Raw genomic sequence first — 25,691 nt, forward strand, 5'->3', positions numbered from 1 at the left:
GTTTTTATTTAGATTAGCACTGCTGTTTGTATGTATTGCCTTACTCGCAGTTGGACGTTCACCACAAGAGGATTTACATGATCGCTCACCGCAGGCGCCAACACCCATCGCGGGTGCCCATGCTCACCGTGCTTATCGGTAGCTTGTGGCTAGCCGGCTGTGCCTCGTCCAACAACCTTTCACCACAAGCTACCCCCGCGGCGGCAGAAGCCTATACCCAGCTTGGCGTCGCCTATTTAGAGCGCGATAATCTTCCCCGCGCTCTCAACGCACTGGATCGGGCACTTGAAATTGCCCCACACCATGCAGAAGCGCTGCAAGCACTGGCACTGGTTTATCAACGCCAGGGCGAAAGTGCACTTGCCAACGACTATTTTCAACAGGCGGTGAATGCCGAGCCTGACTTCACCCGCGCCCGCAACAACTATGCGGCGTTCTTGTTCAGTCAGGGCCAGTTAAACGCCGCCTGTGAGCAGTTAGAAACCGCATCACAGGATGCCCAGTACGCCAACCGTGCCCAGCTATTTACTAATTTAGGGCAGTGTTATCTGGCGCTGGAAGAATTTGATAAGGCGCGCGCTCGATTGGAGCGCGCGCAAAGTATTGATCCGCGTAATTCACGCGGCTATTTAATGTTAGCTGAACTCGAATATTCGCAGGGCAATTACTCTCAGGCCTGGGCACCGCTGCAAACCTATTTACAGCTCGCCGAGCCCAACCAAGCAGCGCTAAGAATGGCGGTTGATATCGCTCATTCACGCGGCGAGCATAGCGTCGCCGCCGAATACCAGCGCCTGCTTGGCAACGACTGACTGATTGACGCCCTGATCACCGCTTATTTAATGAAGGATGCTCAGCCATGAGCGATACACAGTCACAAGAAAACGTCATTGATAGTCCTAACACTAGCGCCTCTCCTGGCGAACTTCTTGCTCGCCAGCGCGAGCAGCTTGGTATTCCGCTCGCCGATGCGGCCCGGGCGCTCAACCTGCGCCCCGCCGTGGTGGGAGGGCTTGAGCAGGATGACTACCAAGAGATCCCTGTCGCCGCTTATCGACGCGGCTACCTGCGCTCTTACGCTAAATACCTGGGCATGGATGACCGGCTGGTGCTTGAAGCTTATCAAGCCCGCAGCGGCGGTAGCGACACCGAACGCCAAGTTACCCCGGTCTCCACGGCGAGGCCACCCTCCCGTATTGGCGCCTGGCTGTTCAAGTTGGTGACTTTGCTGGTAATTGTGGGTCTTATCGCGGTGACCGTGATGTGGTGGCAAAGCCGGGGTGGCAATGAGCCGCCGGGCTTTGGCTCAACCTCCCCGGAAGAGACCGCTACCGCCCCGGCAGAGCCGACCAGTGAACCCGCTGAAACAGCAGAGAGTACGGATTCAAGCTTCACCAGTGGCGATGAAAGCGCGACGCTGCCCAGTAATGCCACCAACGTCACGCCTTCACCGACGGCTGCGCAAGAACAAGCGCCCAGCGATCAAGCTGATGTTGACGCAGTGACTGGCCTCGACGAATCCGCACTGGATAGCACCACCGATACGGCCAGCACCGCCGACGATAGCAATGAGCCTAGCAGGCCTGAGCAAAGCAGTATTGAAGAGAGCGATACTGATAGCGAACAAAACGCTGCCGCCGAGCAAACCGCCAATGCCAACGTCCTCGAACTGACGTTTAACGAGCAGTCGTGGACGGAAATTTTTGATGCCACCAACCAGCGCGTCTTCGTGGGCCTACAAACGCCCGGCACCTCGACAACCGTCGAGGGTGAGCCTCCGTTTCGCTTAACCGTAGGTAATGCCACCGGCGTTGAGCTGCGCTACCAAGGCGAGGAAGTTGATCTTCCCGCCCGCGCAGGCGCCAACAATGTTGCCCGATTCACCTTGGGAGAGTGACCCGTCTTATGCACGCCCCTTCTCCGATAAAACGCCGCCATTCCCGCCAGATTCAGGTTGGAAACGTCGCGGTGGGCGGTGATGCCCCCATTGCCGTTCAAAGCATGACCAATACCAACACGTTGGATGTCGCCGCGACCGTGGCCCAGATCCAGCAGTTGGAAAAAGCCGGTGCGGATATCGTACGCGTTTCAGTACCTGATATGGACGCCGCCGAAACCTTTGGTCAGATCAAAAAACTCGTCAATGTACCGCTCGTTGCCGATATCCATTTTGATTACAAAATTGCCCTACGCGTCGCCGAACTCGGCGTCGACTGCCTGCGCATCAACCCAGGTAACATCGGCCGTGAAGACCGCGTACGCGCGGTGGTTAGCGCGGCCCGCGATCATGGCATTCCGATCCGGATTGGCGTCAACGCAGGGTCGTTGGAAAAAGATCTGCAGAAGAAATATGGCGAACCCACGCCAGCAGCGCTGGTGGAGTCTGCCATGCGCCATATTGACTACCTGGATCGCCTGGACTTCCCCGACTTCAAAGTCAGCGTCAAAGCCTCGGATGTATTTATGGCCGTGGCCGCCTATCGCGACCTTGCCGCACGCATCGAGCAGCCGCTGCACTTAGGGATTACCGAAGCGGGAGGTCTGCGCTCGGGCACGGTCAAGTCATCGATTGGTCTGGGTATGCTACTGATGGACGGAATCGGCGACACGATCCGCGTCTCGCTGGCAGCAGACCCGGTGGAAGAGATCAAGGTCGGCTTTGATATGCTCCGCAGCCTCAAGCTGCGCTCGAAAGGCATCAACTTTATTGCCTGCCCCAGCTGTTCGCGCCAGAACTTCGACGTCATTGACACCATGAACCAGCTCGAAGAGCGGCTGGAAGACGTAATGACACCGCTCAACGTCTCGGTGATCGGCTGCGTGGTCAATGGCCCCGGCGAAGCCAAAGAGACCGATATCGGCCTGACCGGCGGTAGTCCCGCTAACCTGGTGTATATCGACGGCAAGCCCGCCAGCAAGCTGCGCAACGACCACTTGGTAGATGATCTCGAGCAGTTGATTCGCGAAAAAGTGCGCGAAAAACAGCAGCAGCAAGACGATATGATTGCCCGCAGCGTTTAGCTGGGGCTGGCTGCCAGCCTGGGTGCGCCACGCCTGATGGCAGAATAAGGAGTTTTCTTTGAGCAAGTCCGCCGTTAAAAAAATTCAAGCCATTCGTGGTATGAACGACCTACTGCCCAGCGATAGCCCACGCTGGCAATTTTTTGAAGCCAAAGTACGCCAGCTAATGCTGCGTTACGGTTTTAATGAAATCCGCACGCCTATCGTTGAGCAAACCGCGCTGTTTGCACGCTCTATCGGTGAAGTTACCGATATCGTCGAAAAAGAGATGTACACCTTCGATGATCGCAACAGCGAGAGTTTGACCCTGCGTCCCGAAGGCACTGCCAGCTGCGTGCGCGCGGCCATGGAGCACGGCCTGCTGTATAACCAAACTCAGCGGTTGTGGTACCAGGGGCCGATGTTTCGCTATGAGCGCCCGCAAAAAGGCCGTTACCGCCAATTCCACCAGATCGGCGTCGAGACCTTCGGTTTTGATGGCCCGGATATCGACGCCGAGGTGATCTTGCTTTCAGCGCGCCTGTGGCAGGAACTCGGCTTGATGGAGCACGTTACCCTGGAGCTAAACTCGCTAGGTTCATCAGAGGCGCGGGCAGCCTACCGAGATACGCTGGTGGCCTACTTTGAGCAGCACCTAGACGCTCTCGATGAAGACTCCAAACGCCGCTTGACCAGCAACCCGCTGCGTATTCTCGACTCCAAAAATCCGGCCATGGCGGAGATGCTCGACGGCGCGCCGCAGTTGATGGATCACCTGGATGCCGAATCCCAGGAACACTTTGAGCAGCTCACGAAGATGCTTGAAGCAGCAGGCATTGACTATGTGATCAACCCACGCTTAGTGCGCGGGCTCGACTACTACTGCCGCACCGTGTTCGAGTGGACCACGACTGCGCTGGGCAGCCAGGGCACCGTGTGTGCAGGCGGACGCTACGACGGCCTAGTCGAACAGCTGGGCGGCAAGCCTACCCCAGCGGTAGGCTTTGCCATGGGCATTGAGCGGCTGATTCTGCTACTCGACACCCTGGAACTGATTCCTGAGAACGCCCTTGGCGGCTGCGATGTCTATTTGCTGCCCATGGATGATACCGCCACCACGGCAGCGATCACCCTGGCCGAGCAACTGCGTGGCGAGCTGCCTGAACTGCGTCTACAGCTTCATTGCGGCGGCGGCAGCTTTAAAAGCCGAATCAAAAAAGCCGACAAGAGCGCTGCTACGATAGCCATACTGATCGGTGAAGATGAAATCGCGACGCAGTCGGCAACGGTCAAGTTTCTGCGCGATGACCGCGAACAGCAAAGCGTTCCTCAAGCCGCATTAGGCCGCACGCTGGGCGAGCTTTTAACGGCTAACGCATAAGCCCTGCAGGCTGCCTGCTTGCATGCGACGGTCTAAACATACGACTTTAGAAGAAAGGAGCCCGCCCGTGGTGGAGCTGAGAAGCGAAGAAGAACAGCTAGACGCCGTCAAGCGCTGGTGGAAAGAGAACGGCATGTCGTTGATTGCAGGCGCTGTCCTGGCGGCGGCCGGGGTGTTCGGCTGGAATGCCTGGCAGAACTATCAGCAAGGCCAGGCTGAAGCGGCCTCCATGCGCTATCAGCAGTTAGTCAATATGACCGCTGGCAACGAGCTTGACGAGGAGCAACTAGCAAGCGCGCGGGAAATGGTTAGCGAACTGACCGACGAGCATGGCGATACGCTCTACGCCGAACTCGCCCTGCTGCTCGACGCCCGCTTGGCTGTTCAGCAAGGCGACTTGGAAGCAGCACGCACCGCACTGGAAAGCGCAGCCGATTCCTCGCGCCGCTATGTGCAAAGCTTGGCGTGGCTACGTTTAGCCCGTATCGAGCTTGCCGACGGTAACCCTAAACAGGCGCATGCGCTGTTAGACGAGCCGATTAGTGATGCGCTAGCGGCCCAAAAAGCTAACGTGCGCGGCGATGCGTTCGCCGCCCAAGGCGACACCGAGGCGGCCCGCGATGCCTGGGAAACCGCTCTAGAAGTGTCTCAAACCAAAGACCAGCCGCTTTACGGCGTGCAGTTCAAGCTTGACGATCTCGGCGCTGAGGAGGCGACACAATGACTTTTGGTATCCCAACGAAACAGCTAGTACGCGCAAGCTTAGGCGCGCTGTCGCTGGCACTGCTGGTCGGTTGCGCGAGTAAAGGCGAGCCTGCCTATACCCCCAAAGAGCTGCGTAGTTTCGACGAGACCTCCTCGCTGGAAACTCAGTGGCGGCGCAACGTGGGCGATGGCCTGGGCCATGCCCGTTACCCCATCGCGCCTTCCCGTGAAGGCGACACCGTGTTTGCGGCCGATGTCGAAGGCGTGGTGATGGCGATGGATGCCAACAGCGGCGACGTCGAGTGGGAAATCGACCTTGATACCCCTATTTCCAGCGCGCTAACGGCAATTGCCGGTCAGGTTTATCTGGCCACCGGTAACGGCGAAGTGATCACGCTGGATCAACGTGACGGCAGCGAAGAATGGCGCTCGCGGGTATCCAGCGAAGTGCTTGCCGCGCCCCAGGCCAACCAGCAACTGCTGGTCGTGCAAAGTGTCGATGGCCGTGTGACTGCCTTGGATCGCGCCACTGGTGAAGAGCGCTGGGTATACACCAGTTCGCAGCCGTCACTCACCCTGCGCGGTACCGGTACACCGATGGTCATTGATCCAGTCAGCTTTGTTGGCCTGGCCAATGGCCGCCTGGCCACGCTGGATAACCGCAGCGGCCAGCCGCTATGGGAAATGCAGATTGCCACCCCCCAAGGGCGTAGTGAAGTGGAACGCCTGGTCGATCTTTCCGGCCAGCCGATCATCAGCCCCGATGGCCGCCTGTTCGTGACCAGCTATAACGGCCGCGTGGTGGCGCTGGAAGCAACTCAAGGCGACGTACTTTGGGAAGCGGATCTCTCCAGTCGCCATACCCCGATTCTGGTCGGCGACTTCCTGTTTGTGGTCACCGATGACAGCCAAGTCGTCGCCCTCGACGCTAACAACGGCCGCGAAATTTGGCGCAACGACGATTTAGAAGATCGTTGGTTGACCGCCCCCGCCTTCGCCGATGGCCGTTTAGTGTTCGGCGATTTTGAAGGTTATGTTCACCTGATCGACGCTCGCGAAGGCGATATCGTGGGTCGCACTCGCGTGCACAGCTCGGGCATCAGCGTACGCCCGGTCACTGAAGGCAGCACCATTCATGTTCAGGCCAACAATGGTCGCCTGGAAACCCTGGAAGTCACTCCATGACACCCGTCATTGCTTTAGTCGGTCGCCCCAATGTGGGTAAATCGACGCTGTTTAACCGCCTAACGCGCTCGCGTGATGCCCTGGTGGCCGACTTTCCCGGCCTCACCCGCGACCGTAAGTACGGCAATGGCATGCTGGGCGATAAGGTCTATACCGTGATTGATACCGGCGGTATCAGCGGTGACGAAGAAGGCATCGATGCCGCTATGGCAGAGCAGTCACTCGCCGCCATTGATGAAGCCGATATCGTGCTGTTTATGGTCGACGCTCGCGCCGGCCTTATCGCCGCTGACCAGGCGATTGCCAACCACCTGCGGGTTAACCAGAAAAAAACCTGGCTGGTGGTGAATAAAACCGATGGGTTAGAAGAGCATTCGGCAATGGGCGACTTTTGGTCGCTCGGCCTAGGCGACCCCTGGCCAATTGCTGCCGCCCACGGGCGCAACGTTTCCACCCTGATCGATGTGGTACTCGAACCGTTTCCGGAGCGCGATGCCAGCATTCCCGCGGACACCGGTAGCAAAGGTATTCGCATCGGCGTGATTGGCCGCCCGAACGTGGGCAAATCAACCCTGGTCAATCGCCTTCTCGGTGAAGATCGGGTCGTCGTGTTTGATGAGGCAGGCACTACCCGCGATGCCATCGAGATCCCCTTCGAGCGCCGTGGCAAGCCCTATGTACTGATTGATACCGCGGGTATCCGGCGGCGCAAGAACGTGCGTGAAATCGCCGAGAAATTCTCCATCATCAAGACCCTGGATGCGATCAAAGAGTCCCATGTAGTGATCATGGTTCTGGATGGCTCCAGCGGCCTGGTGGAGCAGGATTTGCACCTGCTCGACTATGTGTTGACCACCGGGCGCGCCCTGGTGCTGGCAGTCAACAAGTGGGACGGCCTGGAGACCGAAGCCAAGGATAAAATGCGCACTGAAGTGAAGCGCCGCCTGGGCTTTGCGGATTATGCCGAGCTGCACTTCATCTCTGCTCTACATGGCACGGCAGTGGGGGATCTCTACCCCTCGATTGATCGCGCCTTTGACGCCGCTAACGCCCACTGGTCGACCAACCGCCTCACTACCCTGCTACAGGACGCGGTAAGCCAAAACCCACCGCCGATGGTGCACGGTCGACGCATTAAACTGCGGATGGCTCACCAGGGTGGCAGCAACCCGCCGATTATCGTCGTCCACGGCAACCAAACCGAGGCGTTGCCAGAAGCCTATCGTCGCTATTTGACCAACACCTTCCGCAAGGTGCTCAAGGTACGCGGCACGCCAATTCGCTTTGAGTTCCGCTCGGGCAGTAACCCGTTCGATGACATGGCGGGCGCCAGCGACAAAGAGAAAGCTAAAAAGCGCGAGCTTAATCGCACCAAAGAGGCGCGTAAAAGCCGTCGTTAAACGCCTTATTAGCTGCCTTTTGAATTCGCCCGCTTGTATCATCAAGCGGGCGTTTTGGTTCTAGCCTTAAATAGGCGCTTGAACACGTAAATTCTCTTGACAGGAAATGACTTCAGCCCTCAAATAGCCGCGCTTATTAGCCCGAAGCTAACAAGCTTGCATCAGCACCTTACATTTAGCGTCGTTACCCCACTGCTTACGCCCTACTTAAGGGGACTCTTATGCTTTATATTGCTCGCTACTGGCGCTGGCTGACCCTGTTTAGCGTTGCCAGCCTACTCACGGGCTGTCTCGCCCTGCCCCAAACCGGTCTGTTTGCGTTTCGTTTGGCGGTGACCTCCCTAGGGGTCGAGGATGTTCGTATCGGTCCTTACAGCATTAATGCAGGGCTAGACACCAGCGATTTAACCAGCTTGATTGCTTCCAGCCTTGGCGCCAGTAGCCTGCCTATACAAGCCACCATTGCCATGGGGCTGGGCTTACCTGCGGGCATGCCACCGGTGGAGATGTCAGGCTTTCGCTGGGCGCTGGATATGCCGGGCGTTGATCCTGTGGAAGGTAACTATGAACAGGACGTCACGCTGACCTCTGGCGATGATGCTAATTTACGCCTACCGGTTGCCTTTGATGTACTCGCCACCGACACCCAACGCCTGGCCCCCATGCTGGAGCTTGCCAGCCAGTTGGCGTCTCAAGGCGAGCTACCGCCTGGCAGTCAACTGGCCATCACGCCTGGGGATCTACGCGGGTTGGGTATGAAACTACCGTCAGGATTATTAACGCCGACAATTCGCTTAAACGTAGGTGCCGATGGGCAGCTAGTACCCCAGCGCTAAGGGTTTATGTCTAGGAGCTTGCAGCCAATCGTCTGCGGCCTAGCCTTGGTTCAGAGGGGACTCAATTCAGCACCCATGCTCAACCACTAGGTGGGTTATGATGGGGGATTGATTTACTGCTATCAGCGGTTATCTTGTGTGCAAGAAACTCTTTCGTCTATAAGGAAACCGACTTATGCGCTGGCTTCGCCCTCTCGCTGTTACCGCACTATGTGCGTCTATCGCCGCTTGTACCACCTCGCCTACCGGACGCTCGCAACTGCTGTTGCTCTCTGATAGCGAATTGAATGAGATGGGGCGCCAAGCGTTCACTCAATATCAGCAGGAGCTGCCCACGGCGGGCCAGGCCAGCCACCGCTATGTGCAGTGTATTGCCGATGCCATCGTGGCGGAACTCCCCGCCGAACAGCGGCAGCTAGACTGGCAAATTCGCGTATTTGAGTCCGAACAGCCCAACGCGTTCGCGCTTCCCGGCGGCTATATGGGCGTGAATACCGGCATGCTGGATATTGCCACGACCCAGGATCAGCTTGCTTCCGTTATCGGTCACGAAATTGGTCACGTACTGGCCAACCATGCCAATGAGCGCGCCTCCACCGAGAGCGCCACCTCATTAGGCCTGTCGGTGATTTCCAGCACTTCTGGCATGCAGTCTGCCGGTGGCCAGCAACTCATGGGCGTGCTCGGCATGGGCGCACAGTACGGCATCGTACTTCCCTTCTCCCGGGCCCATGAGAGTGAGGCCGATGTGATTGGTCTGGATCTCATGGCTCAAGCCGGTTTCAATCCCCGTGAGAGCGTGACCCTTTGGGAAAATATGCAGGCGGCCACAGGTGGCGGTGCGCCCCCCGAGTGGATGTCGACTCACCCTGGCCAAGGCCAGCGCATTCAAGGGCTGCAGGGTAATATGGATCAAGCACTTGCCTTGTACGAGCAGGCTCGCAGCAATGGTCGTACACCCAACTGCCCGCGTCCTTAACGGCTCTTGAGGTTTAAATGATTAAGCTGGGATTACTGCTACTGGTACTGCCGCTGTTTGTGCTGATGGGCGTGTATTTCTGGGAGCTAAACGACGTACGCGCGTGCCAGCTTGATGGCGGCCATTGGGACTATATCGAGAGTGCCTGTAGAGACACCCCGCAACCGTTTGTCTCCTGGCTGGAGCGTTCGCCGCTGTTAGTCAATGGCGGCATGCTGCTCTCGGTAGTGGGGCTGGCGATGTGCACGGTGGGCTTGTACGTCAAACGCACTAAGTGAAACGTTATTAGTGGCATCAATAAAAAGTGGGGGCGGATATATTATCCGCCCCCACTTTTTTAGCTATGTTGTTGATCAATGAAGATTGATACTAGCGAGGAAAAAGACCTCATTTAAAACTCTTTAAAAATGCGGGTTATAGTTCTGGAGCATCCTCCATCACCCATTGACGGTCTTTCTCAAGCATAAAGCCAATATCTACTAGCTCATCTATAGCGTCACCTAAGGATTCTTGGTATGACTCAGGGCTTGAGTATCGGCTTGATACTGACTTTCTACCATCATTACTACTCGCAAAAGGGATAAACCTGCCGGATAAGTTACACAATTGGCCTTCTGCGTACCCTTGATCGCGCAAATTCCAGCCTAAATAAGTACCTAGAGGCACAGCCACATAGGGTTGGCGAATGCCTCCCAAGGCAATGCCATCTTCATCCACTTCTGGCACCTTCACCGAATATTGTTCACCCTCTTCAGGTGGCACCACAGTATGGTTTCTGGCATACAGCTCGTTGACAGGCGGCTTAGGCCCTTCTCCCTGTAAGGGCGGCAAATTCAACTCCTCATTCGCCACAAGCCCATCACCCTTCAAACCTGGATAACGGCTTGCTGGCGGGGCTATATCATTTACGACCCAAGACTCCATCGCACTCACAAGCGCACGCATGCTAGGCGCCACACTAATTGGATTACTCGGATATTTACATACTTCACTAGCCGAAGCCGATCCTCCCCAAGCATTAAAATGCGGCGCCCCAGCGAAAAAATATAATCGCACATCATCAGGCATAGTCAGGGGGTCTCCAGTGGGGGATGTAGAAACCAATGACGCACGAGCCTGCCAAAATTCTGCCGACGTGTCGGTGTGCATAAGTTTCGGACACGTATTGTTTTCACGACAGACGGCCAAAATACTGTCGCTCTGCCCCGTCAACGGATCTAGCATCTCGACATAACTGAAGGGGAACTGATCTCCTACCGCATCATGATCTTCATGCTGTCGAGAGAAGCGACCAGGCTGAGCAAAAGGGTAGTTGGTGAACGTCTTCCGTGATCCCGCAATATGCGCCATGGCGCCATCAAATACTCGGTTGCCCTGACTATCAGCATTGTATCCTTGATATATCAAGTCGCGCAGGAAGCGTCCTGACTGAGAAACCCCCATTGCCACGGTATGCTCAATATCGTTCAGTGGTGTTTCAACATCATGTCCTTGCGCACCTCTCAGAAAGGCGACCAAGTCGCTCGTCGCGAGCATCCCTAACCCGGCGGGCACTGCATCCTTAGCGGTATAAATAAACTCGTATATAGCGCCGCCATCCATACTAGTGGGCCGCTGAAACTCTATACGATTTTCATCCAAATAACGAAACGACAAACCCTCCACCATTTGACGAGGCGCATCAGGCGTAGGCCTAACGGTTAGAGAGGCATGTTCGGGGTTTAGGTCTGCAGCAGGGTATGTAAGGGACGCAACACTTACCGACTCATGGTTATCGAAAACGAACTCCTCACGAGATTCACCCGTTACCCCCTCAATAACCGGCAAATCAATCTCGATCAAACTATCGCTCAAACCGGTCTGCCAGCCACTCCATACCATGGTGTGGCCCTGGCGCATTAAAAAACCATCACCTGGCTCATCGACTGCAAAGTCGCCCGAGATACTCGTTAGATTAAGTAACGGAAAACTCAAGTTGCGGCCACGGTTAGGGACTTCGTAGAAAAGCACTCCTGAGGTTTGCTCAGTAGGTCGTAGAATCACCACTTCCGTACTAAAGGCCACTTCACCTTGATCATTAACAGGCGCTTTTTCTAAATCGGCAATGTTACTGGCTCTAGCACTCGTAGGATCAATAGCAAAGCTTGCCACGGCCTCAATTCTCTCGTAAGCACCAGACTCTCCAAAGCGTTCACCGTCGTAATCAACGACCGTGTTGCCGATTTCAAACCCAGTGACTCTGGCTTGAATATCAGGTGATAACCCCATTCCCCCAGCCACCGCCAATGTCATTAATGCTATGTGTGGAAGATGCTTCATGACAACTCCTAAGTATTATTTTTATGTACCCATAATCATAAGCGTCAGCTATATAAATAGCTAACAACTCATTTTGGCGTTGGCTCCTAAGACAGAGAACCATCGCCACTACGCTCTTTTTGAAAGCTCTTATTGCAGGCTAGTTTTACCGCCAATCACGCTGTTTTGATGTCTTACCAATTCCGGGGTTGAATTGATTAGTGGGGTCGAGTTGCCGATAGAAATCACGTAGCGCTGGCTTGGCGTGATACAGATGTCCCACATTGTGCTCGGCTGGATATTCGGCTCCCCTGGCATCGAGCAGCGCACAAATCTCCTGCTCCAAGGCGTGACAATCCTCGCCTTTTTTCACCAGATACTCCTGATGCAGAACATGGCACAGAAAGTGCCCTACATAGAACTTGCGCTCGATCCGCGCCTCGATCTCGGGCGGCAAGGTCTCGAACCAGTCGAGGGCATCCCTCGGCAGCGCCACGTCAAGTGCCACGATATCTTCGACCGTTCGCGGATGAACGGCTCGGTAGCGCACCACGGCGCCCCCTGAGGCGAAGCGATTGAGGAACGCGGCGCTGCCCTCCTCATCGGTGCACTCGAAGAACTCACCGTGCTCGGCTGGGTAACGCTCCGCCAGATAGGCGCGCATTTCCTCGATACACTCTTCCCCTGTGCGCAGCATCAGATGGTGTATGTAGCGGTCACGGTAATCGAGCAAGCGTCGTGGCAGATGTTCGGGGAACAGCCGGGATGCAGCCTGAAGCAGCCGGTCAGACAGATGGCGGCCCAGGTGCAGCGACTCGGTGACACCATCGAACCAGCTTTTCGCGGCAAAGGCTTTCGGTACATTCAGGGTGCCGAACCGGCGGATAAACAGAAACACATCCTTGCCGTAGACATGCGCCATGTCGAAGGCGTCCTTATGCATGTATTCGCCCGCGATGGGCAGATGCTGGAACTGGCCGAGCAGGTCTCGTCTGATCTGCTGCAACTGTGCGGGATCGTTGGTGCCTATATAGAAGACGCGCTCGTTGGACGCGGCGGGGAACGTGTCCATGCGCACGGCAAACACGGCCAGCTTCCCCGCAGAGCCGGACACTTCATAATGGCGGCGCGGGTCGGCGTTGAAGCGCGCTGGCGTCGACGCTGAGATATCGCGCACATGCGCTTTGTACTCTCGATCGGATGCCCAGGAGGTCTCGCTCATCTGGATATCGCTTTGTGAGTAATGGCCACTGTCCAACCGCGTCAGCACCTCTTCTGTCGAACTCCCCAGTTCAATACCCAGGTGATTCACCAGCACCAGCTTGCGCTCCGGGGTCACCTGAGCGAATAGAGATAGCTGCGTATACGCTGGCCCACGCTGTACCAGCGAGCCGCCCGAGTTGTTGCAAATACCGCCGGTCACCGACGCGCCAATGCAACTCGAACCAATCACGGAGTGTGGCTCACGGCCAATAGGACGCAGCGCACGCTCCAGCCTATCCAGCGTTGCCCCGGGAAAGCAAATAGCCTGACGACCCTCGTCGATCAGATCGACCCGGTCAATCCGCAGGGTATTGACGATGACGATGGGCCGATCATAGCCCGTCCCGAAAGGGGTGGAACCGCCGGTCAGCCCGGTATTGGCGGCCTGCATGATGATCGCGACATCGGCGTCCACGCAGGCTTGCAAAACTTGCCACTGCTCCCAGAGCGTGCCCGGCTCGACGGCGGCCATCACCTCCCCGTCGCCGTAACGGTACCCTTTACGGAAGCGATGGGTGGCGCGGGTGCCGACATGTACATAGCGCTTGCCCGTGACACTTTGGAGCTGAGCAATAAGCGAACTGACCATCTATAAATACCCATCAATGTTCATGGTGAGCAGAGAGCGCTACCCCTATGCCGGGAGAGCGCACTCCGAATGCTTTAGCTGCCTTGTTAACGCGCCATCGTGCCAGGTAGGAACAGCGAGAGCTGAGGGACAAAGGTGATGATCATCAGGCAGACGATGATGACGCCCAGGAAAACCAGCAACGGTCTCAGCATATGCGTGACCGAACAGCCGGCAATCTGCGCGGCAGCAAACAGGTTAACGCCCAGCGGAGGTGTAATCATCCCCAGCGCAAGGTTCACCACCATGACGGTGCCAAAGTGCACCGGCTCGATACCCACGCGCAGTGCGGCATCCTGAAGGATCGGTGCGAGCACTACAATGCTGGCGCCTGTCTCGATGAACATGCCCACCACGAACAGCATAAAGTTGATGGCCAGCATCAGCGAGGTTGGGCCATCGAAGGTGCTAGTCAACCAGAGCGCCACGGCATCGGGCACCCCCTGACGATTCAACAAGTAGCCCATCAAACTGGCGGCACCGATGATGAACATGATCACCGCGGAGGTGACCACCGATTTACGAAACGCCAACGCAACGTCTTTGAGCGTCATTTCACGATGCAGGAAAAGCCCTACCACCAGCGCATAGACCACGGCAATGACGCTGGCCTCGGTGGGCGTGGTCACACCGCCATAAATACCGCCCATAATAAGAACGGGCATCACCAGCGACCAGACCGCTCGCCGGGTCGCGTCGAGGCGAGAGAGCCTTCCATCGCCATCGCGCTTTCCCCACCCCTTGATCCGGCACCAGATGAAGATGGTGGCCATCAGGCTACCGGCAATCAATACCCCTGGCAGCACCCCCGCGAGAAACAGATCCGGAATGGAGGTCTGCGTGGCGACACCGTACAGAATCATGGGAATCGAAGGCGGGAGAATCACGCCAAGCTCCGCCGATACGGCCATCAGGGCGGCCGCGAAGCCAATGGGATAGCCGTAATCGCGCATGGCAGGAATGAGGATGGCCCCTACGGCAAAGGTAGTGGCGACACTCGACCCGGAAATGGCTGAAAACATCATGCAGGTCAGTACACAGGTGATAGCCAGCCCCCCCTGCAGTTGGCCGGTAAAGGCGCGTGCAAACTCGACCAGCCTGCGCGACAGCCCACCTACTTCCATCAAATTGCCCGCAAGAATAAAGAACGGAATGGCGGCCAACGGGAATTTATCCAGCGCGATAAAGATCTGCTGCGGCACCACGAGCAGCGGCAGGCTGGTAAAGCCCACCAATCCGACCATCGAGGCCAAACCGATGGCAATCGCGATAGGCACCGATATCGCGAACAGAATCAGCATGGAGGTGATCAGCGCACTGGTCATGGTGCCTCTCCTCTACCTGTTTCGATAAAGTGAACAATGCTACCCAGCATGGCGAACACCGCCCCCACCGGGAGGGCGGCGTATCCCCAACTCATCGAGATATCCAACCCCGCCATCTGCTGAAAACGCACGCGGGACACCACCTCCCAGCCAAACCAGAAGAGCGTGGCAAACAGCGTCAGGCAGGACAGTAGCGTGACCAGCTCGATCGACCGTCGCACTCGGCCCGAGGTCAGTACCTTGGCTAAATCGATGGCTACGAATGCCCCCCGCCGCAACGCCACCGAACAGCCCAGCAGTACCATCCAGACCAGAGCTAAGCGGGTCAGAGCTTCGGACCAGACCGACGGGGCTTGGAAGACGAATCGGCCCAGCACCTGCCAGAAGCTGGCTCCTACCGCAATCGCCAAGGCGCAGGAGGCGGCTAACGCCACCCCCATTGCAATGCCTCGATCGATGCGCTGGATCGTGGCGATGCCCCTGCTCATTCGGCGCTCCAGTCTCGGATGGCTTGCAGTCTCTCGGCGCCGAACTCGGCTTCGAAATCGGCGTAGGCACTGGCCATGGCATCGCGATACGCCTGGATGTCATCGATCTCCACGATATCGATACCGCGGTCGCGTAGCGTCTCGATGCCGACTAACTCATCCTTTTCCACCCGTTTACGGTTCGCGGCTGCCGCAAACGCCCCGGACGTTTTGAGGGCCGCTTGTTGCTGCTCGTCAAGCCCCGCAACGAAATCGGGATTACAGGCAAAAATGCCGGGGGAGTAAACGTGACGCGTCAGATAGAGATGCTGCTGCATCATATCGAGGTTGTTCGCCAGAATGACCGGAATCGGATTCTCCTGGCCATCCACCGTGCCCTGCTGCAGGGCGGGCGGAAGCTCAGAGAACGCCATCGGGGTAGGCAACACGCCAGCCGCCTGCCAAGCCGCGATGTGGATAGGGTTCTCCATGGTGCGGATCTTCATACCCACCAGGTCGTCCGGCGACACGATGCTTTTGGAACCCGTCGTCAGGTTGCGAAAGCCGTTTTCCATCCAGGCCACCCCTTCGAGGCCATAGCGAGGGAAAAGCGCCAGCAGCTCTTGGCCGATTTCGCCATCCAGCACCCCGCGCGCGTGGTCGTAGCCATCGAACATAAACGGCACGTCCAACACGCGGGTTTCCGGTACAAAGTTGCCCAGCGGGCCCGCTGATACGATGGCGCACTCCTGCGTTCCGAACTGGACGCTCTCCAGCGCCTCGCGCTCATTGTCCAAACGCTGGATGACGACGTCGATGGCACCCTCGGTTTGCGCTTCGAGGCTCTGCTCGAACGCGATGGCCGCCTCACCGAAGTGGCTGTCGGCGGGTGACGAGTGGGTGACGGTCAACACGGTTTGCCCCAATGCCGTTGATACACCCCAGCTCATGGAGAGCGCTAGCGTTCCCACTATCGCGGCGATTTTGTCGTATCTAAAGTAAGTCATATGATTAGCTCCTAAATTATTTTTAGTATTGATGCGTGCTACCGCTTGAACAGCGAAGGTTTTTAACGTTGGCGTTTTGGATTTCATTTTTATGGCACCTGTGTTGTTTTATTGTGGTGATGTGTTGCGCGTGAACCGGCGTGCTAACTGAGTGAGTCCCGGCTGAGTTGCCCGTTGACCAAGCGCATCAGCCCTAACGGATTGGCGTTTTGGAGGGCACTCGGCAGGAAGGCATCGGGGTAGTTCTGGAAGCAGACGGGGCGTAGATAGCGGTCGATCGCCAGCGTGCCGACTGAGGTTCCGCGGGCATCCGAGGTCGCCGGGTAAGGCCCGCCATGAACCATCGCATCACACACCTCGACGCCCGTAGGGTAGCCATTGAGCAGCAGGCGCCCGGCGCGATGCTCTAACTGCGTCATCATCTCCGTGTGGGCCGAGAGATCTTCCGGCTCGGCGTGCAGGGTGACGGTCAACTGCCCCTGCATGACGTCGAAATAGCGCGCCAGCGTCTCGCTATCCGGCACCGTCACGACGATGGTGGTCGGCCCAAAGACTTCGTCCTCCAGCGGACGATCCGACCTGAAGAGAGAGTCGGGCGTCGCGCGGAACAGGTGTGCTCCCGCTTTGCCCGGCACAGCGCCGCCCCCAACTAGCTGGGTGACCCCGGGCAGTTCGGCGAGCCGCGCAACGCCTTGTTGGTAGTGTTCCAGGGTCTGGCGGTTGAGCATCACCTGCTCATCGGCACTCGCCAGGGCGTCGCCCAACGCGGCAATAAACTGCTCCGTTTCCGGGGAGTCCACCGCCAACACCAGCCCCGGGTTGGTGCAGAACTGGCCGCACCCCAGGGTGACCGACGCCGCTAGATCGGTAGCAATGCGCACGCCTCTTTCCCGCAGCGCCGCCGGCATCAGCCAAACGGGGTTGATGCTCGACATCTCGGCAAACACAGGAATGGGCTCCGGACGTTGCGCGGCCAGATCGCAAAGCGCCCGCCCGCCCGACAGCGAGCCGGTAAAGCCCACCGCCTTGATACCCGACGCCTGTACCAGGTCTTTACCGACCCCACTGCCATAGATCATGTTGAACACGCCCACAGGCATGGCGGCGTTGCGTGCCGCTCGCTCGATGGCCTGTGCGACCCATTCGGCGGTCATCACGTGGCTGGAGTGGGCTTTGACCACGACCGGGCAGCCAGCAGCCAGTGCTGACGCGGTATCGCCCCCCGCCACGGAAAACGCCAGCGGAAAGTTGCTGGCCCCGAAGACCGCCACCGGCCCAAGGCCCATCTTGACCTGGCGCAGATCAGGGCGCGGCAGAGGGGAGCGCTCAGGCAAAGCCAGATCGATGCGCGCCCCTAAAAAGTCGCCTCGGCGCAACACCTCGGCAAACAGCCGTAACTGCCCGCTGGTACGCCACCGCTCACCGTTGATGCGGGCGGCGGGTAGCGCCGTCTCACGCACGACGTCATTGATGAAGTCATCGCCCAGTGCGTCGAGCTCGTCGGCAATCGCTTCCAGAAACTGTGCACGCGCTTCTGGCGCGAGCTGGCGAAAAGCTGGATAAGCCGCAGAGGCGGCCGCTACCGCCTGCTCGACCTCTTCCACCGTCGCCTGAAAGTAGGCCAGATCATGGTGGCTACCATCCGCGGCGGCGACGCTGGCGAGCAAGGCCTGGCCCTGGCCGCTGCGCTCGCCGCCGATGAACTGCTGGCCGGTCAACGTGGTACTCATACATTGCTCTCCCGATGGTTCAGAGGAATCGCTCGCCAAGACTTACAGCGAACATTCGAGAAGTTGGCGGTAGTCGTTGGCGCTGGCATCGATGGGGTTGGTCTTGTGGCTATGATCCGCCAGCGCCCCCTTGATGATGTCGTCGAACATGGCCGAGGTAATACCGAGCTCGCCCAAGCCCGTGGGGAGATTCAGACGCTTCGTTAGCGCCTGCATGGCATCCGCCACGTCTTGGCCCGCTGGCAGGTTCATCGCTTGGGCCATCCGGGCCAGTTTGTCGTCCTCGACCATCGTGTCGGCCTGGGCGTTGAAGCGGATCACTGCGGGCAGCAGAATGGCGTTCAGGGTGCCGTGGTGCAGCGACGGATTGAGCCCACCCAGCGAGTGACTCAGGCTGTGCACGCAGCCAAGCCCTTTTTGAAAGGCCAGCGCGCCCTGCATGGAGGCACTCATCATGTTCGTGCGTGCCTCACGGTTACTCGGCTCGTTGACCGCGGTTTCGATATGCGCCCAGGCGCGCCGCAAGCCATCCAGGGCAATGCCATCTGCCGGAGGATTGAACGAGGGTGCCATGAAGGTTTCCATGCAGTGCGCGATGGCATCGATGCCCGTTGCTGCGGTCATGCGGGCGGGCAAGCCAAGCGTCAGCTCGGGATCGCAGATCGCCAGTTTGGGGACGACGTGGGGCGACAGCACGCCCACCTTGCGGCCATCGTCGAGAATCAAAATGGCTCCACGGCCGACTTCGCTGCCGGTACCCGCCGTTGTCGGGATGGCAATCACTGGGGCGGTTGCCGAGGTAATCCGTGACATGCCGCCTTCGATGACGGCGAACTGGCGCAGCGGCCCAGGGTGCGCCACGCTCACCGCCACGCCCTTGGCGAGATCGATGGGCGAGCCACCGCCCAGTGCGATCACACCATCGCACTGCTGGGACTGGTAAAACGCCACCGCCTCGCGTACCGCGCCCTCATTCGGGTTGGGCGGCGTACGGGTAAAGACAGCAGCGGGGTGATCCAGGACACGCTGTATCCGCTCCAGCAGTCCCGCCTGTTGAATCCCTTCATCTGTTACAATCAGCGGGCGATGGATACCCAGGCGGGTGCATTCGTCTTGCAATAGATCGACGCTGCCGTCGCCAAACTGTACTTGGGTCACGTAGTTGATGAGTGCCATAGCGTGTTGTCGTCTTTGTTAATTATTCGGAAATAGAGAGTGACTTGCTGCATTGACTATATTCGCGCGGCCCAACGCTGGATAATGACAACCTCTGATAGCGGCATAACAAAAATTCATGTCTACACTGACGTCCATCATTTCCCGCCTGCGCATGCGCCACTTACGCCTGCTGATTGCCTTGCATGAACATGGCACGGTGCAAAAAGCGGCCGAGTCCGTGGCGCTGACCCAGCCAGGGGCCACCAAAGCACTCAATGAAATCGAAGCCATGCTGGGCGTACAGCTGTTTCAGCGTACGCATAAGGGGCTGGAAACGACGGACATGGGGCTCTGTGCGGTGCGCTATGCACGCCTGATCAACACGGATCTGGCCCACTTCCATGAAGAGTTGGAAAGCATGCAGCAAGGCCGTGGTGGCCGACTGGCGGTGGGATTGATCATGGGGGCTGTGCCACTGATTTCGGCGGCGTTGTCGCGGATTCGCAGCCTGCAGCCGGCGATATCCATAGAGGTGGTCGAAGATACCAGCGCGCGCCTGCTCAACTTACTTGACCGTGGTCGACTCGATGCCGCCATTTGCCGGTCGCGAGTGAATCAAAGGCCGCATCTGTACACCAGTCTGGACATCCACGAGGAGGAGTTGGCGGTCATTTGCCATCCTGACAATCCGCTCACTCGCCATTCAGCGCTGACACTCGCCGACTTATCTGACACCTCGTGGATTGTGTATCCCGCCAATATGCCGATGCGGCTATTGCTGGAACGCGAGTTTCACGAGGCCAAGATCCCGTTTCCGCTCTACCCTATCGAAACGGCATCCGCTTTCACGAGCATCTCAATGCTTGGCCATGACCGCGAATCAGTCGCACTCATGTCCGTCGATGCCTCAAAACCTTTTGTTGATGCGGGCATGGTGTATCGGCTACCTATCCAACTGCACTCGCGTAGCGAACCCTACGAATTAGTCACCCGAAAAGGGGCTAGCTTATCGCCAGCCACTCAGTTGTTCATGAGGGAAGTCGCTTTAGTTGGCAATCTACATGCAGATGTGGAGGCATATATTGAGTCCCTTTGAGTGCCTCTCTAACGTCTTTCATCATTAAAAGGCGTCAAACTCCAGCGACTGACGTAGCATTTCGCGTACCGATGCCGTCTCTGGACGCACATTACGCCATAGAAAAAACGACTCGGCGGCCTGCTCGACCAGCATGCCTAAGCCGTCAAGCAACTTCGCGCCGCGCGGGCCTGCCCACTGTAAAAATACCGTCGGCTCGGCCCCGTACATCATGTCGTAGGCCCAGGCATTGGTATTGAACAACGTATCAGGCAACGGCGGTAAATCGCCTGATAGGCTGGCACTGGTGCCGTTAATCACTACATCAAAAGTGCCGTTAACGGTATCAAAACCGCCGCCATGGATAGGCCCTAGATCAGCAAAATCGCTGGCCAGCTGCTCGGCCTTGGCGGCGGTGCGGTTGACCACGACGATTTCACTGGGCTCCTCGGCAAGCAGGGGCTCCAGAATGCCGCGCACGGCGCCGCCTGCGCCTACCACCAAAATGCGCTTGTCTGCTAACGCCACGCGGTGATAGGCCAAATCGCGCACTAGGCCAATGCCATCGGTAGTATCGCCGTAGGTACGGCCATTGCCACCCAGGATCAGCGTATTCACCGCCCCTGCACGACGGGCGCGGTGGCTCAAGGTGTCGCACAGCGCAAAGGCATCTCCCTTGAACGGCACGGTAACGTTGGCGCCACGCCCGCCCGCGTCGATAAACGCCCGCCACGCACCGGCAAAACCATCCACCGGTGCTTCTTCAGCGGTGTACTCAAGAGCCTGCTGGGTTTGATGGGCAAACTCAGCGTGGATCTGCGGGGATTTGGAGTGTTTGACCGGGTTGCCAAACACGCAGTAGCGATCGGTCATGAGAGCTCTCCGCTTTTTCCTTGATGCATCCTCAGCGAATTCGCCGAGCCAGTCCCGGGGGTGTAAGAAATCCTGCAAGCGCGCTTCGGGACTGCCGGGCTCTGGCTCAAAGGCGTACTCCCAGCGCGCCATTGGCGGCATTGACATCAAAATTGACTCCGTGCGCCCGCCGCTCTGCAAGCCAAATAGCGTGCCGCGATCCCACACCAGGTTGAACTCCACGTAGCGGCCACGACGATAAAGCTGGAAATCGCGCTCCCGCTCGCCCCAGGCGTCATTTTTACGGCGCTCAACGATGGGCAAATAAGCCTCTAGGAAGCTGTCGCCCACCGCCCGTTGCACGGCAAAACAGTCAGCAAACTCGCCTTCATTTAGGTCATCGAAAAACAGCCCGCCGACACCGCGGGTTTCATCGCGGTGCTTGAGGTAAAAGTACTCGTCGCACCAAGCCTTATAGCGCGCATAAACATCGTCGCCAAAGGGGGCGCAGGCGGCTTTCGCCACCCGGTGCCAATGCACCACGTCTTCCATCACGGGATAAAACGGCGTTAAATCAAAGCCGCCGCCAAACCACCATACCGGCGGCTCGCCGACTTTTTCAGCAATAAAGAAGCGTACGTTGCCATGACTGGTAGGCACATGGGGGTTTTCCGGGTGCAGCACCCAGGAAACGCCCACCGCATGAAAGCTGCGTCCGGTCAGCTCAGGGCGCGCGGCAGTGGCCGAAGGCGGCAGCTGGGTGCCATAGACATGGGAGAAGTTGACGCCGCCTTTTTCAAATACGCCGCCATGGGTCATCACCCGTGATCGACCACCACCGCCCTCTGCACGCTCCCAGCTATCTTCTTGGAACTGGGCAGCGCCATCGGCTTTTGCCAATCCAGCGCAGAGCCGATCCTGCAGATCAAGAAGGTAGCGTTTAACGTCATCAAGGTGCTCGTGGGCCACGGTAACTCCTGGGGGCATTGGTAAGTAGTAATGGGCGAGTGGTGAATGGAGAATAGTAAGTAGCTGGAAAGCCGGTTAAGAACGCATGATTTTACCGGTGGCTAGGTCTCTAATGGTGCTGGGTTTGGCATTGCCACCCAGCTCGCCTTGCACTACATAGGCCACTTCATCAGTAAAGATGTCAGTAATCTCAGCGGCGCTCATCGCGGGCGGTTCCCCCGAACGGTTGGCCGAGGTTGATACCAACGGACCACCGAAAGCTTCGCACAGAGCTTTCATCACCGGGTGGTCGGTCACCCGCAGCGCTACGCGCTCGTGGGCGCCACGCACCAGCCCGTGGCTGCGGCCATAATCAGGCACTAGCCAGGTATTGGGCCCCGGCCAGCTTGCCGCAAGGGGAGCGTGCATCTCGAGGGGAAGCTGGCTCAACCAGGGTTGGAACTGGCCAATATTGGCAGCAACAAGGATGACGCCCTTGGCAGGATCGCGCTCTTTCATGCGCATTAGATGGGCTAAGGCTGCGTCGTTTTCGGGGTCACAGCTAAGCCCCCAAACCGCTTCAGTGGGACAGGCAATCACTCCCCCACTACGCAGCGCGCTAATCGCAGGGGCTAGATCGGTCGCCAAACTCATGCTCTCTCCTCACGGCTAACAGGCCTTTAATGACTTTATCCTATCATGGCCGCGGCAGCCGCACCCAGCCTCCCGCCTGCTGTGCAACCCAGCCTTCTAACTCCAGCATCAGTAGGCGCTGCTGGCAGTCGCTGACCGTCACACCAGTGGCGTGTACCAAGAGATCAATAGGCGTCGGTGTGGCCGATAATGACGCTAATAAGGAATCGGGCAAGCTATTGTCAGACAAGCTATCGGGTAGCGGTTCTTGCTCAAGTGGCTGTTCTTGCGTCGCGGGCGGAATAAACGCCTCCGCCCAGTGACCAAGATCAGCGATGATATCGTCGACACTACAGGCCAGGTGTGCACTGCCCTGACGCAGTAGTGTCAAGCAGCCACGGGCCTGTACATTGTGTAGCGAACCGGGCAGCACAAACAGTTCGCGATTTTGCTCTAGAGTAAGCCGTGCACTGACCAGCGAGCCGCTTTTTTCGGTGGCTTCGACCACTAGGGTACCGAGCGAGAGGCCGGTAACGATTCGGTTGCGCCGCGGGAAAAATGCCGGGCGGGCCAGCGTACCTGGTGGATGTTCCGACACCACCAGGCCACCGGGTAGAGAACTAAGCTGCTCGTGAAGATCACGGTGGGAGGCAGGATAGATCACATCCACACCGCAGCCGAGTACAGCAATCGTGCGCCCGCCGGCATTTAGGGCCGCTCGCTGGGCCACGCCGTCAACGCCCAAGGCCATACCGCTGACCACGCACCAGCCGCGGCGGGCTAGATCGCGTGCGAAGGTTTGGGCGTTATGGGTGCCTTCGCCGGTGGGGCGACGAGTGCCTACCATGGCAAGTTTGGGGCCCTCCAGGGCGCTAAGATCACCCTGGGCCCAGAGCACCACAGGCGGGTCGGGCAATTCATTTAACAGCGCAGGCCAAGCGGGGTGATCTCGATGCAGCACATGGCGACTTGGGCCGCTTCGCTGCCACGCCAGGGTTTCATCAACCACATTTTGCAACGGGCTGCGCGTGGGATGTTCAAGCCACAGGCGCAACTCGCTGGCAGCACGGCTCGGCAGTGCTGCCAGCCAGCCTTCCGGCCACTGCGGCTGACGGGCTAATAATTGCGCGATACGCAGCGCCCCCATACCCGGCAACGCATTGACCACCAGCCACGCCTGGGCGTCCATACTTCCTCCTTTTAAACGTCTTTGTGTGCCGCCTGTTAGTTCGTCGCTGACCCAACCCCATCGCCCACTTCCAGTATCCGGGACGCCTGCATCACCAAGGCATAGCTGACGCGACCATAGGGCTTGAAGACCATCACACTGCCCGCCTCTGTGCTGGGCAGTTGCACCAGCTCCTGGGTACGTGGGTCGTTGATCAGTTCACCCTGCTGATTGACTCGCAGCACATGCCCCGCCTGCAAACCATCCAGGGTGCCAAGATCCAGCGCAACGATCTGAAAACGGCCAATAAAACGCACGCCACCTGGCACGGCAATAACATGACCCTCAACCGCATTGGGCGGCGCGCGGGGCATAAACTCACGGCTCAGCTCGCGCTCCTCCAAGGGCAACACAATATCGTTAACCCGCACTTCCTGATGGGAACTAACGACTTCAAGCTGCGCAATATCGCCTTCACTGCTGACGTGGCGAGCGATGCCAACGTTGATCAGCTCTAAGCCCAGCGGCGTGCCATCCATTGCCAGGTAGGGCTCCGACTGCCGATAGATACCCACCTGACCATGGTGTGGCACAACGCCACGCACGTATAACCTATCTCCCGCACCACTGATCAAGCGGCGATCATCTCCCGCCACTACGTAAGCCAGTTCCGGCAACACCTCGGTATCATCGACGACGCGGTGTTCGCGCAGAAAGGCTCGTGCTTCCTCCAAGGCGATGGGCTCGATCGCTTCACGATGGGGCAAGGTACGCACCTGAGGCGAGAGTTTAATCACTGTCTGATCACGCTCCCAAGCAGTGGCATCAATACTCACCAGCACCACTGCGCTCAGCAGCAAACCACTCAAAGCCCTCCGGTAGGCGTGTTGTTTTGCCGCCATCCAGTTCTCCCAAGAAAATGCATCACTCTTAGTTCCATGTCGAAGCGCTGCATAAGCGCAGTCATTCTGTTGCTGCTGAAACCCAGTGCGTATCGGGCGCCCATGCCCAGAAACGTTGACAGCATGATATAGTGACCCATCATAAAGTACCTAGGTTAGAAGACGCTCGTCACTACCTAGCTTGACTTAATTTAGACTCAGCATAACGGTGATTGTAACGCCATGGCCAAACTTCCTATTCTTGAATTCCCCGATGAGCGCCTGCGCACCAAGGCCGCTCCGGTGGAAACCGTCGACGATGAGGTACGCCAGCTCGTCGACGATATGCTGGAGACCATGTATGACGCCCGTGGTATCGGTCTAGCCGCGACCCAGATCGATGTCCATCGCCGTATTGTCGTCATGGATGTCAGCGACGATAACTCCCAGCCGCTGGTGCTCATCAACCCGCGCTATACACCCATTGGCGACGAGAAAGAGCCACTTTCGGAAGGCTGCCTGTCGATTCCCGAGCACTACGCCGAAGTGCCGCGCTATCTTAAGGTGCAGCTCAACGCGCTGGATCGTAATGGCGAGGCCTATGAGTTAGAGGCAGAGGGTCTGCTGGCACACTGTATTCAGCACGAGTACGACCACCTTGAGGGTGTGCTGTTTGTTGACTACTTGTCGCCGCTAAAGCGCGACCGTATCCGCAAAAAAATGCAGAAACGCCACAAGCAGATGCAGGACGCCTAACACTTCTCTCATTCAC

23 protein-coding genes and 1 pseudogene are annotated in these 25,691 nt (G+C 57.9%); 12 read left to right on the forward strand and 12 right to left on the reverse strand.

The genetic code is table 11. The features are described from left to right. Window positions 1-77 precede the first annotated feature (77 nt). The 10 genes from pilW (at window position 78) to AC4EYZ_RS08420 (ending at window position 9,764) form a co-directional block, all read left to right on the forward strand. Complete coding sequence (pilW, locus tag AC4EYZ_RS08375; protein WP_022520078.1) at window positions 78-812, forward strand: type IV pilus biogenesis/stability protein PilW; 735 nt, start codon at window positions 78-80, stop codon at window positions 810-812. A 47-nt stretch (window positions 813-859) separates the two neighbouring features. Continuing rightward, a complete protein-coding gene (locus AC4EYZ_RS08380; RefSeq protein ID WP_022520079.1) occupies window positions 860-1,897 on the forward strand; it encodes a RodZ domain-containing protein in 1,038 nt (345 codons plus the stop codon). Between the two features lie 8 nt (window positions 1,898-1,905). Next, a complete protein-coding gene (gene ispG / locus AC4EYZ_RS08385) occupies window positions 1,906-3,021 on the forward strand; it encodes a flavodoxin-dependent (E)-4-hydroxy-3-methylbut-2-enyl-diphosphate synthase (RefSeq protein ID WP_039860545.1) in 1,116 nt (371 codons plus the stop codon). Between the two features lie 58 nt (window positions 3,022-3,079). Beyond that, window positions 3,080-4,381 carry a histidine--tRNA ligase gene (gene hisS, locus AC4EYZ_RS08390; protein ID WP_022520080.1) on the forward strand — a complete coding sequence of 434 codons (1,302 nt, stop codon included), beginning with the start codon at window positions 3,080-3,082 and terminating at the stop codon, window positions 4,379-4,381. Between the two features lie 67 nt (window positions 4,382-4,448). Continuing rightward, window positions 4,449-5,105: a YfgM family protein gene (locus AC4EYZ_RS08395; protein ID WP_027957429.1), complete on the forward strand. Its 657-nt coding sequence runs from the start codon at window positions 4,449-4,451 to the stop codon at window positions 5,103-5,105. Beyond that, entirely contained in the window at window positions 5,102-6,271 is a 1,170-nt protein-coding gene (bamB, locus tag AC4EYZ_RS08400; protein WP_022520082.1) for an outer membrane protein assembly factor BamB, read from the forward strand. Before AC4EYZ_RS08395 ends, bamB begins: the two co-directional genes overlap by 4 nt. Next, window positions 6,268-7,671: a ribosome biogenesis GTPase Der gene (gene der / locus AC4EYZ_RS08405; RefSeq protein ID WP_027957430.1), complete on the forward strand. Its 1,404-nt coding sequence runs from the start codon at window positions 6,268-6,270 to the stop codon at window positions 7,669-7,671. Before bamB ends, der begins: the two co-directional genes overlap by 4 nt. A 221-nt stretch (window positions 7,672-7,892) precedes the next feature. Beyond that, the gene (locus AC4EYZ_RS08410; RefSeq protein WP_474192416.1) at window positions 7,893-8,507 is read left to right on the forward strand and encodes a hypothetical protein; all 615 of its coding nucleotides are present in this window, start codon (window positions 7,893-7,895) and stop codon (window positions 8,505-8,507) included. A gap of 175 nt (window positions 8,508-8,682) precedes the next feature. Continuing rightward, window positions 8,683-9,486, forward strand: a complete 804-nt coding sequence (locus AC4EYZ_RS08415; protein WP_009288401.1) for a M48 family metallopeptidase — start codon at window positions 8,683-8,685, stop codon at window positions 9,484-9,486. A 17-nt stretch (window positions 9,487-9,503) separates the two neighbouring features. Continuing rightward, on the forward strand, window positions 9,504-9,764 hold the full coding sequence (locus AC4EYZ_RS08420) for a hypothetical protein (protein WP_230804115.1): 261 nt from the start codon (window positions 9,504-9,506) through the stop codon (window positions 9,762-9,764). A 136-nt stretch (window positions 9,765-9,900) separates the two neighbouring features. Here AC4EYZ_RS08420 and AC4EYZ_RS08425 read toward each other — a convergent pair whose 3' ends face one another. From AC4EYZ_RS08425 to AC4EYZ_RS08455, 7 genes are all read right to left on the reverse strand, one after another. Next, window positions 9,901-11,805, reverse strand: a complete 1,905-nt coding sequence (locus AC4EYZ_RS08425) for an alpha/beta hydrolase domain-containing protein (protein ID WP_474192415.1) — start codon at window positions 11,803-11,805, stop codon at window positions 9,901-9,903. A gap of 145 nt (window positions 11,806-11,950) precedes the next feature. Continuing rightward, window positions 11,951-13,636, reverse strand: coding sequence for a D-lactate dehydrogenase (gene dld / locus AC4EYZ_RS08430; protein ID WP_009288399.1), 1,686 nt, complete (start codon window positions 13,634-13,636; stop codon window positions 11,951-11,953). Between the two features lie 86 nt (window positions 13,637-13,722). Further along, on the reverse strand, window positions 13,723-15,000 hold the full coding sequence (locus AC4EYZ_RS08435; protein ID WP_490204220.1) for a TRAP transporter large permease: 1,278 nt from the start codon (window positions 14,998-15,000) through the stop codon (window positions 13,723-13,725). Continuing rightward, window positions 14,997-15,488, reverse strand: a complete 492-nt coding sequence (locus AC4EYZ_RS08440) for a TRAP transporter small permease (protein ID WP_022520088.1) — start codon at window positions 15,486-15,488, stop codon at window positions 14,997-14,999. The genes AC4EYZ_RS08435 and AC4EYZ_RS08440 overlap by 4 nt, the downstream gene beginning before the upstream one ends. After that, window positions 15,485-16,474: a TRAP transporter substrate-binding protein DctP gene (dctP, locus tag AC4EYZ_RS08445; protein ID WP_039860559.1), complete on the reverse strand. Its 990-nt coding sequence runs from the start codon at window positions 16,472-16,474 to the stop codon at window positions 15,485-15,487. The genes AC4EYZ_RS08440 and dctP overlap by 4 nt, the downstream gene beginning before the upstream one ends. A gap of 143 nt (window positions 16,475-16,617) precedes the next feature. Continuing rightward, window positions 16,618-18,204: an aldehyde dehydrogenase (NADP(+)) gene (locus AC4EYZ_RS08450; protein WP_490204221.1), complete on the reverse strand. Its 1,587-nt coding sequence runs from the start codon at window positions 18,202-18,204 to the stop codon at window positions 16,618-16,620. A gap of 42 nt (window positions 18,205-18,246) precedes the next feature. Further along, a complete protein-coding gene (locus AC4EYZ_RS08455; RefSeq protein WP_490204222.1) occupies window positions 18,247-19,380 on the reverse strand; it encodes an iron-containing alcohol dehydrogenase in 1,134 nt (377 codons plus the stop codon). Window positions 19,381-19,498: 118 nt separating this feature from the next. Between AC4EYZ_RS08455 and AC4EYZ_RS08460 the strand changes: the two genes are divergently transcribed. Further along, the gene (locus AC4EYZ_RS08460) at window positions 19,499-20,458 is read left to right on the forward strand and encodes a LysR family transcriptional regulator (protein ID WP_474192336.1); all 960 of its coding nucleotides are present in this window, start codon (window positions 19,499-19,501) and stop codon (window positions 20,456-20,458) included. 24 nt (window positions 20,459-20,482) lie between these two features. On the opposite strand, the gene aroE is transcribed toward AC4EYZ_RS08460, so the two are convergent. The 5 genes and pseudogenes from aroE to AC4EYZ_RS08485 all read right to left on the reverse strand — a co-directional run bounded on the left by aroE (window position 20,483) and on the right by AC4EYZ_RS08485 (window position 24,940). After that, the gene (aroE, locus tag AC4EYZ_RS08465; RefSeq protein WP_474192338.1) at window positions 20,483-21,310 is read right to left on the reverse strand and encodes a shikimate dehydrogenase; all 828 of its coding nucleotides are present in this window, start codon (window positions 21,308-21,310) and stop codon (window positions 20,483-20,485) included. 39 nt (window positions 21,311-21,349) lie between these two features. Beyond that, window positions 21,350-22,258, reverse strand: a pseudogene (gene hemF, locus AC4EYZ_RS08470) (oxygen-dependent coproporphyrinogen oxidase); the annotation flags it as partial. A gap of 75 nt (window positions 22,259-22,333) precedes the next feature. Then, entirely contained in the window at window positions 22,334-22,891 is a 558-nt protein-coding gene (gene tsaC, locus AC4EYZ_RS08475) for an L-threonylcarbamoyladenylate synthase type 1 TsaC (RefSeq protein ID WP_474192335.1), read from the reverse strand. 43 nt (window positions 22,892-22,934) lie between these two features. Continuing rightward, window positions 22,935-24,059 (reverse strand): DNA-processing protein DprA, encoded by a 1,125-nt coding sequence (gene dprA, locus AC4EYZ_RS08480; protein WP_474192334.1) that lies wholly within the window; start codon window positions 24,057-24,059, stop codon window positions 22,935-22,937. A gap of 35 nt (window positions 24,060-24,094) precedes the next feature. Next, the gene (locus tag AC4EYZ_RS08485; protein WP_474192333.1) at window positions 24,095-24,940 is read right to left on the reverse strand and encodes a peptidoglycan-binding protein; all 846 of its coding nucleotides are present in this window, start codon (window positions 24,938-24,940) and stop codon (window positions 24,095-24,097) included. Window positions 24,941-25,162: 222 nt separating this feature from the next. Between AC4EYZ_RS08485 and def the strand changes: the two genes are divergently transcribed. After that, on the forward strand, window positions 25,163-25,675 hold the full coding sequence (gene def, locus AC4EYZ_RS08490) for a peptide deformylase (RefSeq protein WP_022520096.1): 513 nt from the start codon (window positions 25,163-25,165) through the stop codon (window positions 25,673-25,675). The last annotated feature ends 16 nt before the right edge of the window (window positions 25,676-25,691 follow it).

It is taken from the genome of Vreelandella sp. 162(4c) (assembly GCF_058152265.1).